Raw genomic sequence first — 13344 nt, forward strand, 5'->3', positions numbered from 1 at the left:
AATAATCGTATAAAAGCACTTAAATATTAATAATCTTCTGAAATCCATTTTAGTAGTTTTATGTAATGTTAGCAACAACATTGATGATGAAAAAATATTTATTTCTATTCTCGCTATTTGCGCTGGGTGCAATAATGTCTGCACAAAGCTTACAGATTGACCTGCTCAAAAAAGAATTGAATGACCATGCGAAAGAGGATATCTTTCGGGTGAATAAACTTAACGAGTTGGCTTTTGATCTGTCAGTAATGCCCGAAGATCGGTCCAAATTCGCCACAGAAGCAGTAAGTATTTCGAATAAAATTAATTATCCTGAAGGAAAAGGAAAAGCTTTAGTTTCCCTGGCTTTGGTCAAAGGAAGAGAAGGGAATGCTGCAGAATTTTCAAGATTATTAAAGGAAGCGACGGTCATCTCAGAAAAAACCAGAAATACTGAACTCAAAGCCAGTATTTTTATCGTTGAAGGGATGGTCAATGATAATTTACAAAAAAAATTAATGTTCCTGCTAAAGGCTGATTCTGTTGCAGCCAGATCATCAAATCTTATTTTGCAATCCCGCGCAAAATATCTTTTGGCGAATACTTACGTAACTGCTTTCAGTGATTATGAGAAAGCGATCGATTATAATTTCAAAGCACTTCATCTTGCCGAATTGGCGAATGATCCGAAAAGTCTTATTATATGTTGGACCGGTTTAGGAAATATTTACGCGCAAATTGGTGATCAAAAAAATGCGCTTCTTTATTTAAACAAAGCAGAAAATGCAAATCAAACCTTTAAAGATTTAGGCAATGAATATCTTCTTCAAAATGCCTTAGGAGAGCGATACCGACTTTCAGGAAATTATCCTGAAGCAATTAAAGCTTATAATAAAGGATTAGAGGTCGGAAAAATTTTGGGTACCAACAGCTCTCTTAATGAAAGCAATCTCGCAGATGTTTATACCAGAATGAATAATTTACCACTTGCTTTCCAATATGCGAACAGTGCTTTAAAGGGAGCAACTCAAATAAATGATGTAGGCGGTGAAGAATGGATCTATGGAATTCTGTCCCGTGCTTATTTAAAAGATGGTGATCCGGATCGGGCTGTTTATTATGCCAATTTAGGTTTTTCTTCGGCCAAAAAATCTGGCGGCACAGAAAATCTACGGGACAATGCGCTTGCACTTTCAGAAGCCTACGCAAAGAAAAATGATTATAAAAATGCCTACGAAAATCGTTTACTGTACATCAAATATCGGGATTCTATTATGAATGACGAAGTGCGCAACCGCACAGCCGTTGAGCAGTATACTTATAATATAAATAAAAAAGAGGCACAGATCAATGTTTTGAACGAGCAAAAAAAAGGACAAAGAAATTTATTGATCGGAGCACTAAGTTTATTGCTTTTAATCTTCACTGTTGCCGATTTACTTTTTAAGAATAATCGCCAGAAGCAGAAAGCAAATAAACTGTTGGAAGTGCAAAAGCAGGAAATAGATGAAAAAGCCAAAGCACTTTCTGACCAAAAAGATAATGTGGAACTGCTTAATAATATTGGTCGCAAAATCACTTCTTCCTTATCCATCGAAAAAGTAATTGGAACGGTTTATAAAAATGTAAATAAGTTGATGGATGCGAATGTTTTTGGTATTGGTATTTACAATGATCAGTTAAAAACCCTCGAGTTTCCGTGTACGTATGAAAATGGCAAACCGCTTCCATTTTATTCGAATTCTGTAGATGATGAAAATCGTTTTGGGTCTAAATGTTTCAAGGAAGGTAAAGAAATTATCCAGCATAATCTGGCGAAAAATTATAAAAATCATTTACAGGAAATCGAAATGCCGGACAAAGGATTGCAGGCGGTTTCTGTTATTTTTCTGCCATTGATTGTGAAAGGTAAAAAGTTGGGCGTGATCACGGTTCAAAGTTTCAAAGAAAATGCCTACTCCGAATACCAGTTATTTATGCTGAGAAATATCGCCATTTATACTGCGATTGCAATCGATAATGCTGAATCGTATGAAGAACTAAATCACACTTTATCAACTTTAAAGGAAACCCAAAAACAACTAATTCAAGCAGAAAAAATGGCCAGTTTGGGTGAATTAACTGCTGGAATTGCACATGAAATTCAAAATCCTTTAAATTTTGTAAATAATTTTTCTGAAGTCAGCGCAGAGCTGGTAGACGAAATGAATGCTGAATTAGGGAAAGGTGATATTGAAGAAGCGAAAGCCATCGCCATGAATGTCAAACAAAATCTTGAAAAAATAAATCACCACGGCAAACGTGCAGATGCCATTGTAAAAGGTATGCTTCAACACTCAAGAAGTTCAAAAGGTGTGAAAGAATTTACAGATCTGAACGCACTCTGTCATGAATATTTAAGATTGTCATACCACGGGTTGCGCGCCAAAGAGAAAAGTTTCAACGCTATGATCAAAACTGATTATGATGAGACCATCGGAAGAGTAGAAATCATTCCGCAGGATTTTGGTCGGGTAATTTTAAATTTATTGACGAATGCGTTTTATGCCATCGATGAAAAAGCGAAATCAGGAATTAAAGATTACGAACCGACTGTTTCTGTTTTGACCAGGAAAGAAAATAAAAAAATTGTCATCAAGGTTTCAGACAACGGAAATGGGATCCCAAAAGAAATAGCGGAGAAAATTTTTCAGCCGTTTTTTACCACAAAACCCACAGGAAAAGGCACAGGTTTGGGTTTATCGATGAGCTATGATATTATCACCAAAGCTCACAATGGAGAATTGCTGGTAGAATGTGAAGAAAATAAAGGGACTACGTTTAGCATAATAATACCAGTGTAAGAACTGATTTTTTTCTGCTGTTTTAAAATTAAAAGTGTCTGCTTAAATCCCAGATTTGTTTGGGAATTTTAGCAGACACTTTTTTAAGGTTTATCTATTTGATTCGTTTGTCTCACTTCGAGGTGTCGACCTTTTTCACACTTTTGTCCGTCATGGTTCCATTCTGATTAATCATTGTTCCTTCCTGCATCTTTGTTTTTGAACCATCTTTATGAATTACATCACCATTCATCATCACTTTATCTCCGTTTTCCAGCGTCATATCATTGCTCATTGGCACTGATTCCCCATTTTGCACGGTCATTACTGTTCCATTTTTCATCAGAACTCCGCGATCTGCGCTCGCAGCAAAATTATCAACAACAACAGGCGTTACGACTGCTGGAGAAGGTTGCGGCGGAGGTGGCGGTGGAGTCGCGTCTACAGGCATCGGTTTGCATGACATCACTATAAAAAATGCAAAGACCAAAAAAACTGAATTTTTCATCGATTTTATTTTTTTAATTAGTTATGCTAAATTAATGAAAGTAATTAAATTAAATAAAGGTTTTGTAACATTATTTTCAGTTAAACTTTATAATAGTTCAGAATTCAAGAAAAAGATCAACTTGATTTATGAGAATCTGATTCAAAATTCGGAGTTTAGTTTAACGACTTTTGCAAAAGTTTTTAACGCTATTTTTAATAGGTAATACTTCTAAATCACGATGAACAGGTGAAATTTAAATGGGGTTCCAATTATGAAAAATCAAGATAATGACTTAAACCTTCAATTCTTCAATTCTATTGTGAACTTCTGTTCATATAGAGGAGTAAGAAAGCAATCCTAAATTTTAGATTATTGTCAAATTTTGCTTCTACTTTAATTTAATTCAAGTGTACGATTGCAAATTTGCTAAACAATCGTTTAACTAAATGTTAAATTCATAAAGTCTCAAAATGAGAAATTGAACTTTTAAAACATTGTATATCAATTAATTAAACATTTATGACCTTTTAAATATATGATTTTAATCAGAAAAAATTAACAATTTTAATATTAATTTAATAATAATTGATTTTTTGTTTAAATTGCAATGCTTTATTGATTGAAGTAATTATTAATGAATATTAATCCTTAAATTTTATTTTTGTGAGAAACTATACTACAGTTTTAAAAATTGCGCCGGCTTTCTTATTATTTGCCGGAACGATGTTACACGCACAGGCCAAAGACTCCCTGAAAACAGCGGATATCGAGCAGGTTGTTTTGATTGGTTACGGAAAACAGAAGAAATCTGATCTTACTGGATCGATCACCTCTGTTACGGAGAAAGATTTTAACCAAGGTGCAATTGTTTCTGCAGATCAATTGATTAAAGGAAAAGCACCGGGTGTAAGAATTACGAGTGATGGTGGTTCACCTGATTCCCCGATTAATATTAGAATTAGAGGTGGATCTTCTTTGAACGCTTCTAACAATCCATTAATTGTTATTGATGGTGTTGCTTTGGATTCAAATAATTCTGCCGGTTCTGGAAATTTCTTGAATTTACTAAACCCGAATGATATTGAGTCTTTTGCTATTTTAAAAGATGCAACTGCAACCGCAATTTACGGAAACAGAGCTTCGAACGGGGTTATTATTATTAAAACCAAAAGAGGTGGTGGAAAATTGAAAATTACTTTCAATACAAATGTTCAGGTTGGAACCGTTACAAAGTATATCGATGTAATGAACGCCGAACAGTTCACCAATTTTATTACTACTTATTATCCTCAGTACCGATATAGACTGGGAGTAGGTGGAAATATTTTGAAGCCAAATGTTACCGGTACGATTTACGATACGAACTGGCAAAAACAAATTTACAGAACTTCGGTATCAACCGATAATAACTTAAGCATCTCGGGTAGATTGTTTAAAACGGTACCTGTTAGACTATCAGTTGGTTACAACAGAACAGAAGGAGCCATTAAAACATCAGACTACGAAAGATATTCTGAGGCTTTAAATATATCGCCAACTTTCTTCGATAAACATTTAAAAGTAGACATTAGTTTAAAAGGAATTTATTCTAAATTTAATGCTGTTGATGAAGGTGGATCGATTGGTGGAGCTTTAAATATGGATCCTACGAAACCTGTTTACTTAAATCAAACTAATTTAACAGGAGATCCTTACAACCGTTTTGGTGGTTATTACCAGGATTTAGTTTTGAATGGCGCACAGTATAAAATTAATGGAGCCAGCAATCCTTTAGCGATTCTTCAGCAAAGAAATGCACCTAGTGAAATCTACAAATATTTGGGTAACATAGAGTTCGATTATAAATTGCATTTTTTACCTGATGTTAGAGCAGTCGTTAATTTAGGTTTAGAAGCTTCAAAATCGGATATCAAAACTGTTTATGGCAATAATGCCTTAGCAACGTATAAAAATCCGCAAAATAAGGTTGCTCCAAACGATTTTGTATTTAATCCGGGAGAAGATTATTCTGAACATCAAACCATTAATAATCAGACTTTAGATGCCTATTTAGTTTACGAGAAAAAATATACTGGATTAATATCCCATTTCTTAATTCAGGGAGGTTATTCTTATCAGAATTTTAGAAATGACGGTTACAAAAATAATTATACTTATAATGATGATGGTATCAGAACTTCGGTACCTGGAAATAAGTTAAATTTGAACAACCGATATTTCAATGAATTAAATCTACAGTCATTCATCGGAAGATCTAATGTTGATATTGCGAACAAATATTTATTCACGTTTACTTTAAGAGCTGATGCTACTTCACTTTATTTAAAGAGTAACAGATGGGGTTATTTCCCGGCAGTAGGATTTGCCTGGAAAATAAATGAAGATATTTTGAAAGAATCGGCTAAAGTAAAAGAATTAAAACTTCGTTTAGGGTGGGGTAGGACTGGTCAGGCAAATATTACAGGTATTGCAGGATTTTATCCTTCACGACCACTGTTTCAGGTTGGTAGTAGTACGTCACAATATTTTCCTGGAATCGGAACTTACAGTGCATTGCCATTTAATCCTAATTTAGTTTGGGAAACTACTGAAACGTATAATGCTGGTTTAGATTTCTCGTTCTTCCCGCAAGATCGAATTACCGGTAGTATTGATGTTTATAAAAGAAATACAACAGATTTACTGTCATTTGTACCCATTCCTCCAGGGCAGGCTTTAACAAATCAGTTCGTAGATAACGTAGGAACTTTAGAAAATAAAGGAGTTGAATTTAACCTGAACGTGATTCCTGTAAAAACAGAAGATTTTACCTGGAATATTGCTGGGAATATTGCTTATAATGAAGGAAAAATTACAGATTTGAAAAACGTTCCCAGTATCGTTGATGTTAATGGTGGTTTACCAATTGGAACAGGTGTGAAGTTAACTTATAATACGGTAGGACAGGCTCCTTATTCAGCGTGGGTTTTCCAGCAGGTTTACGATTCTACAGGAAGACTTTTACCAGATGTTTATGTAGACAGAAACGGTGATGGTAAGATTACAAATGACGACAGATACTACAGACAACTAAGACCAAACTGGAATTATGGATTCAGTACTACAGCCAATTATAAAAATTGGGATTTGAATGCGTCTTTCAGAGGACAAATTGGAGGTTTAGTTTACAACAGTAGAAATTTAGTTCAAGGCTTTATCAGTTATACTGCACCACAAAATGGTCAGAATTTGAATAATGTCTTAAACTCTACTGCAACTTCACCTTTTAATAACTATACAGATAATTCGTATTATTCAGATTATTTCTTAGAAGACGCAACTTTCTTGAAACTTGACAACGTATCCTTAGGGTATTTAGTTAAAAATTTCATAAAAAATGCGAATGTACGAATCTATGCGTCGGTAAATAACGTATATACTTGGACGAAGTATAGTGGACAAGATCCAGAAAACTATTCTGGTATCGACAACAATTTTTACCCAAGACCACGGGTTTACACTCTTGGCTTTAATTTTAACTTTTAATAATTACAAAAAAAATGAAAAATCTAACACTTAAAAGTTTAGCATTTTTATTCCTCTTTGCAATGGTGAGCAACTCTTGTATGAGAGACTTAGATACCACGCCAAAAGTGGATTTTACCTTAGAAGGTCTGTTAGCAAATGATCCAAATGCGGTTGAAGGTTTACTATCTAGATTATATGCATCTTTTGCACTATCCAGTGTTAACGGACCTGGGAAATCAGATATAGACGGTGCAGATGCAGGAGAATCTCCTTTCATCAGAGGGCTTGTAAATCTACAGGATTTCACTGCAGATGATATGAAAAACAGATGGGGAGATAATGGTCTTGACCAATTAACTACCGCTTCAAACTGGACAGACAATAATAAGTTTTTCAAATACGCATACGATAGATTGTATTACACAATCCCGCAGGCGACCAATTTGATCAGAATTATGAAACGTGATGATGTGGTATATGCAAACAAAGAAGAGGTTATCAATGAGTTAAGATTTTTGCGTGCAATGTCTTACTACTATATTATCGATCTTTTCGGAAAAGGAGTTTTGGTTACTGACGCAAATTTTAACAGCAGTGTTCCACTTCCTGAAGCAAGTAGAAAAGAATTATTTACTTACGTAGAATCAGAATTATTAGATGTTGAAGGTAAAATAGCTGCAAAAAATTCTTACGGTAGAGCAAACAAAGCGGTAGTAAGAATGTTGCTTGCTAAGTTGTATCTAAACTCAGAAGTTTATACAGGAACACCGAAATATACAGAAGCAGCAACGTATGCTGGGAAAGTAATTGCAGAAGGTGGTTATATTTTGGAACCTAACGTGAGAAAGAACTTTTCTGCAGATAATAATACCTCCAAAGAAATTATTTTCCCTTTAATTGCAGACGCTTTAACAAGCCAAAGTTACGGTAACACAACTTACTTAGTGAACGGAAGTTTATCTACAGACACCATGATTCCAGCAGATTTTGGATCTACAGATGGTTGGGCAGGACACAGAGCTACAAAAGCTTGGTACGGTCTTTTCGGAAATTCTGCTGCTGCACTGGCTGCAAGTCCTGATAAAAGAGCTCAGTTATTTTGGACAGGAGGTCAAACTTATGAAATGACAAATTACAAAACCTGGACAGACGGTTATCCTTCAACAAAATTCTGGAATAAGAATTCTGATGGTACCGGTTCAGTTTCTACTTTCTCATCGACAGATTTTCCTTTGTTTAGATTAAGTGATACTTATCTTATTTATGCAGAATGTGCATTAAGAGGAGCAAGTTCTGCGACAGTTGGTCAAGGCTTAACTTACCTGAATGCTGTACGGTCAAGAGCTGGCGCTGCACCTATTGCAAGTTTAACACTTCAGAGTGTTTTAGACGAAAGAGCAAGAGAATTAAATTTCGAAGGTGTGAGAAGACAGGATCTTATCCGCTTTGGTAAATTTACAGGAAGCTCTTACATATGGCCTTGGAAAGGTGGCGTAGAAGACGGAACTTCAATTCCTTCTTACTACAATGTTTTCCCGGTTCCAAGTACCGCTCTTCAGGCAAACCCTAATTTAACCCAGAACGCGGGTTATTAATTTCAATCATCAAACAACTTTAATACAATGAAAAATACTCATATTTTTAAAGCAGTTTTCGCACTGGCAATATTAATCGGTCTGTCGTCATGTCAGGACCGGGAAAATATTCTGGTAGAAAACAGTTCAGCTCCAATTGTGATGGATCTTTCTTCAGAACATTTGTTCTTAGACAAGAATTTTCCAGATAATCCAGCCTTGAATGTGAACTGGAGTCAGGCAACATACAGTGTTCCTGTAGAAGTTGGATATAAGATAGAAGCTTCTGGAACGAAAGACTTTGCTAAAAAAGTAGTTTTAGGAACAGTAGCGCAATCGATCAGAACCTCCACTTTTACCGTTAAGCAGATCAATGCCGCTACCAAAACGCTGGGCTTATCTCCAGATGTTGAAGGTACGATGTATGTTAGAGTTATCTCTTCGCTCGGTGTTGGTCAAATGACATCAATGTCTAATGCAACTTCTGTTAAAGTAACGCCTTATAAAACAAGTCCGATCTATTTGTATCAGGATTTATTTTTGATCGGTGCTGCAACTGCGGGAGGTTGGGATAACCTTGCAACTAATAATAACCTTTTACCACTTTTGAAAACAAGTGATCCAACAAAATATACTTTTACCGGTTATTTCAAAGCAGATGGTTTCAAGATTATTAAGGTTAAAGGTTCTTGGACCGATCAGTTCGGTTTAGGTGCCGGTGCCGGAACTTTGAGTACAGACGGAGGTTCAGGTAATTTAAGTGCGCCTACAGCTGGTTATTATAAATTAACTGTGGATATTTTAGCACTTACTTACACCTTTGTACCAGTTACAGTTCCCGCAACAACTTATACCAGTATTTCTATTATAGGTACTGTGAATGGTAATTTTAACAATGATACTGAATTAGTGCAATCTACTTTCGATCCCCACATGTGGCAGATCATGGGAGTTGATTTAAACGATGGTGAATTTAAATTTAGAGCAAACAATGCTTGGGATACCAACTGGGGAGGAAGCACTGAATTTTTCGGTACTGCAACTCAAGGTGGTGCAAATATCCCATTATCTTCAGCCTGGAAGTATGATGTTTATTTTAATGATGCTACCGGAAGTTACACCATAATTCCTGTGAAGTAATCACCTTAATTAATAATTAAAATTATATGAAAAATATATTTAAAATTTTGCTGTTAATGGTTTTACCATTGCTCATGATTACCTCTTGTAGAAATGAGGTCGATAAAAACTGGACCACTCCGGAAGCGTCAATTAAATTGTACAATTCATCATTGAGCAGCAATACGCTTTATCCATCAATGGCAGATAATACATTCCGATTGACTTGGGATGCCAATCAAAGTGCGGCAGAATATACCGTGCAAATGTCTAAAACAGTTGATTTTGCAACTGCAGTAACTCTTGGGAAAAGCACCAAAAATGATTTCACTACCAAAATTAGTGCATTAAATATGGCATTGTTGCAGGCAGGATTTTCTCCTTATGCACAAACGCCCGTATTTATGAGAATTATGGCTGGAACAAGTGTTTCAAATGTAATTTCTATCGGCGTAACTCCTTATCCTGTTTCGGTACCTGTGATTACAAGTCCAACTTCTGGACAATCTATCATTTTAGATGTAGCAAATCCAAATGTAATTGCTGCAACTGTAAAATGGAGCGACTATTCTTATGGAGTTGAGGCCAACTATAATGTAGAAATTGCAAAAAAAGGATCTACAGATTTTAAAGCTGCAGGTTCTACAGTTGATACTAAACAATTAAGCTGGACAAATTTTGTCTTAAATGACGCGGCACTTAAATTAGGTTTACCAGTTGGTGTTTCTTCAGAAATGCAGGTTCGTGTTACTGCGACTACTGTATCAACAGGAGGAACGATCATGAAAACTTCAGATGTTGTCATATTCAAAGTAACTCCGTATCAGCCGGCATATGTAAACTTCTATTTAGTTGGAGCTGGTACCGCAGTTGGTTGGAATGCGACAAGCTCACAACTGTTGTACAACAACAATAATATTTCAGAAATATATACATATTTGCTTGCAGACGGTGAATTTAGATTTTTGGGTCAGCAAGACTGGAATCCAATCAATTACAGTTTAAATGCTACGGGAATTAATGACGGTTACAAATATTTTAATACGTGGTCAACTAATTTAGCAGCTTCCGGAGCAGAAAACATCAAATTTTCTGGCGATTCTGGAATGTATAAAATGACGATCGATCAAAATTCAAGAAATATCACCGTAACTCCATCAGCGATCCCAACTTTACCAACCGATGTTTATTTGGTAGGTTCATTAACGGGATGGGATCCTACAACTTCCATTAAAATGGATCAGATAAATGATGGTATTTATGAATATACAATTGCAATTCCCGATAATTCTGAATTCAAATTTATTGGTCAGCAATCTTGGGGAGATTTAGATTGGGGAAATATTCACAATGCTAATGGAAACTCTGGATTCTTAGGACCAAAAGGAGATAATTCAAATATCAAGTTTAATGGTGGTGGTATGATGTACAAGATTACTGCAAACATTAAAATGGGAACTTATAAAGTTACACCAATGTAAATTGAAGTGTAATAATTCAAAGAAAACTGTTGCTATTTTGCAGCAGTTTTTTTTTGCCTTTTAGGGATAATGGCGCTCTAAATAATTGGTCATGACCCCCTTTTTCTCTAAATTTATTGATTGGAAATAATTATTATGAAAAATCTAAAAACATCGGTACTTTTTCTTTTACTGGGAAATTTTTTGCTCAATGCGCAATCATTAAAATCCCCGGATGGAAAATTTGAAATGAATTTCCAGTTGAAAACAGGAGTTCCTTACTACAATCTAAAATACGACGGTAAAACGATTGTCGAAGATTCTAAATTAGGACTTAGATTGCTAAAAGATGGCAACATCAAATTCGCCTCGGAAATTGAAGCAGTAGATGGGAAAGGTAAAGATCTTGATAATGGTTTCACCAAAACCGCCGAAAAATACGATACCAAAAATGAATCTTGGGATCCAATTATGGGAGAGAAAAAATCCTATATCAATCACTATAATGAATTAGCAGTAACATTAGATCAAGCTGCAAACGACAGACATATTATCGTGAAATTCCGTTTGTTCAATGATGGTTTAGGTTTCCGATATGAATTTCCGGAGCAAAAAAATCTCAATTATTTCGTCATCAAAGAAGAAGATTCTGAGATCGATCTGCCAACTGATATGAAAGCTTGGTGGCTCGCCGGAGATTATGATACCGAAGAATATCAAACTCAAACTTCTAATCTTTCAGAAGTTCCTGCAAAATGGCCAACTTCCTATGACGGCAACGCTTCCCAAACTCCAATTAAAAATGCAGTGCAAACTCCTTTAATGTTGAAAAAAGAAGGAAAAGATCAGTTGTATATGAATATTGCCGAAGCTGCCGTCATCAACTATCCGGCTTCAAATTTAGAACTTGATGCTGTAAATTTCAGATTTAAAACACACTTAACTCCCGATGCTCAAGGTGCGAAAGGTTATATTCAAACGCCTGCAGTTTCACCATGGCGAACTATTATCGTTTCCCCAAAAGCGGAAGAAGTCTTAGCTTCAAAAATGCTTTTCAACCTTAATGAACCGACGAAATACAAAGACACTTCCTACATTCATCCCACAAAATACATGGGGGTTTGGTGGGAAATGATCATCGGAAAATCGCAGTGGGCGTATTCAACCGCAAATAACGTCCACATCGGAGTTACAGATTTTTCTAAATTAACGCCAAACGGAAAACACGCCGCCAACAATACCAAAGTAAAAGAATACATCGATTTCGCTTCAGCAAACGGTTTCGACGCCTTACTCATTGAAGGCTGGAACACCGGTTGGGAAGACTGGTTCGGCCACAGCAAAGAATTCGTTTTCGATTTCATCACGCCATATCCCGATTTCGATATTAAAATGTTAAACGATTATGCCCATTCAAAAAATCTGAAATTAATGATGCACCACGAAACTTCCGGTTCTGCAACGAACTACGAAAGATGGTCCGATGACGCTTTCAAACTCATGAACAAATACGGTTACGAATCAGCCAAAACCGGTTACGTCGGAAATATTATTCCACGCGGCGAGCATCATTATTCACAATGGATGATCAATCATTATTTAAGAATTGCCGAAAAAGCCAACGATTACAAGATCATGATCAACTCGCACGAATCCGTTCGTCCAAGTGGTTTAAGCAGAACTTATCCAAACTGGATCGCCGCAGAAGCCGCTCGTGGGACCGAGTTTGAAGCATTCGGTGGAAATAATCCTGATCACCAAACTATTTTACCTTTCACGAGATTTATGGGTGGACCAATGGATTACACGCCCGGAATCTTCCAGACAAAATTCGATTATTATTTTCCTGGCGACACCAGATTTGTGAAAACAACTTTGGCGAAACAGTTGGCTCTTTACGTTGTCATGTATTCTCCACTTCAAATGGCGGCCGATTTACCCGAAAATTACGCCAAACATATGGATGCTTTTCAGTTCATCAAAGACGTTGCTTTAGATTGGGATGACACCAAGATTTTAGCCGCAGAACCTGGAGATTACATTCATACCGCACGCAAAACCAAAGGAAAAGACGAATGGTTCGTGGGTGGAGTCACCGATGAAAATGCCAGAACATACACGGTGGACTTCTCTTTCCTTCCAAAAGCTAAAAAGTACGAAGCAACCATTTATGCCGATGGCGACGATGCCGATTATATCAAAAATCCGCAATCCTATAAAATCTACAAGAAAACCGTCACCAGCAAATCAAAACTTCCTATGAAGTTAGCAAGAAGCGGTGGTTATGCAATTTCTGTCGAGCCGGTGAAGTAGAAATTCGAAAAATAGTTTTAGGAGCTGATCCCGCTCTTCGCTATATCTTTTGTTTCGCTTTGCGCAACAAAAGGATGCCG

Annotated in this window: 7 protein-coding genes; 6 read left to right on the forward strand and 1 reads right to left on the reverse strand. The window is 36.2% G+C overall.

What is annotated here, in order from left to right; genetic code table 11:
- The first annotated feature begins 86 nt into the window (after nt 1-86).
- The gene (locus IV494_RS14685; protein ID WP_230379803.1) at nt 87-2822 is read left to right on the forward strand and encodes an ATP-binding protein; all 2736 of its coding nucleotides are present in this window, start codon (nt 87-89) and stop codon (nt 2820-2822) included.
- 112 nt (nt 2823-2934) lie between these two features.
- Here the strand turns inward: IV494_RS14685 and IV494_RS00605 are convergent, their stop codons facing one another.
- The gene (locus IV494_RS00605) at nt 2935-3309 is read right to left on the reverse strand and encodes a DUF6799 domain-containing protein (RefSeq protein ID WP_196078238.1); all 375 of its coding nucleotides are present in this window, start codon (nt 3307-3309) and stop codon (nt 2935-2937) included.
- Nucleotides 3310-3954: 645 nt separating this feature from the next.
- Here IV494_RS00605 and IV494_RS00610 point away from each other — a divergent pair.
- The 5 genes from IV494_RS00610 (at nt 3955) to IV494_RS00630 (ending at nt 13264) form a co-directional block, all read left to right on the forward strand.
- Complete coding sequence (locus IV494_RS00610) at nt 3955-6816, forward strand: SusC/RagA family TonB-linked outer membrane protein (protein WP_196078239.1); 2862 nt, start codon at nt 3955-3957, stop codon at nt 6814-6816.
- Nucleotides 6817-6830: 14 nt separating this feature from the next.
- Nucleotides 6831-8393 (forward strand): RagB/SusD family nutrient uptake outer membrane protein, encoded by a 1563-nt coding sequence (locus IV494_RS00615; protein ID WP_196078240.1) that lies wholly within the window; start codon nt 6831-6833, stop codon nt 8391-8393.
- Nucleotides 8394-8420: 27 nt separating this feature from the next.
- Nucleotides 8421-9512, forward strand: coding sequence for a SusF/SusE family outer membrane protein (locus tag IV494_RS00620; protein ID WP_196078241.1), 1092 nt, complete (start codon nt 8421-8423; stop codon nt 9510-9512).
- 26 nt (nt 9513-9538) lie between these two features.
- Nucleotides 9539-10972 (forward strand): SusE domain-containing protein, encoded by a 1434-nt coding sequence (locus IV494_RS00625; RefSeq protein ID WP_196078242.1) that lies wholly within the window; start codon nt 9539-9541, stop codon nt 10970-10972.
- 135 nt (nt 10973-11107) lie between these two features.
- Complete coding sequence (locus IV494_RS00630) at nt 11108-13264, forward strand: glycoside hydrolase family 97 protein (protein ID WP_196078243.1); 2157 nt, start codon at nt 11108-11110, stop codon at nt 13262-13264.
- Nucleotides 13265-13344 lie beyond the last annotated feature (80 nt).

Origin of the sequence: Kaistella gelatinilytica (assembly GCF_015679325.1) — a bacterium.
Taxonomy (GTDB): Bacteria; Bacteroidota; Bacteroidia; order Flavobacteriales; family Weeksellaceae; genus Kaistella; species Kaistella gelatinilytica.

Excerpts from the sequence above, each read along its gene's own strand:
- IV494_RS14685 (WP_230379803.1), top strand. The coding sequence starts at position 87 with ATGAAAAAATATTTATTTCTATTCTCGCTATTTGCGCTGGGTGCAATA.
- IV494_RS00615 (WP_196078240.1), top strand. The coding sequence starts at position 6,831 with ATGAAAAATCTAACACTTAAAAGTTTAGCATTTTTATTCCTCTTTGCA.
- IV494_RS00630 (WP_196078243.1), top strand. The coding sequence starts at position 11,108 with ATGAAAAATCTAAAAACATCGGTACTTTTTCTTTTACTGGGAAATTTT.
- IV494_RS00605 (WP_196078238.1), bottom strand. The coding sequence starts at position 3,309 with ATGAAAAATTCAGTTTTTTTGGTCTTTGCATTTTTTATAGTGATGTCA.
- IV494_RS00620 (WP_196078241.1), top strand. The coding sequence starts at position 8,421 with ATGAAAAATACTCATATTTTTAAAGCAGTTTTCGCACTGGCAATATTA.
- IV494_RS00625 (WP_196078242.1), top strand. The coding sequence starts at position 9,539 with ATGAAAAATATATTTAAAATTTTGCTGTTAATGGTTTTACCATTGCTC.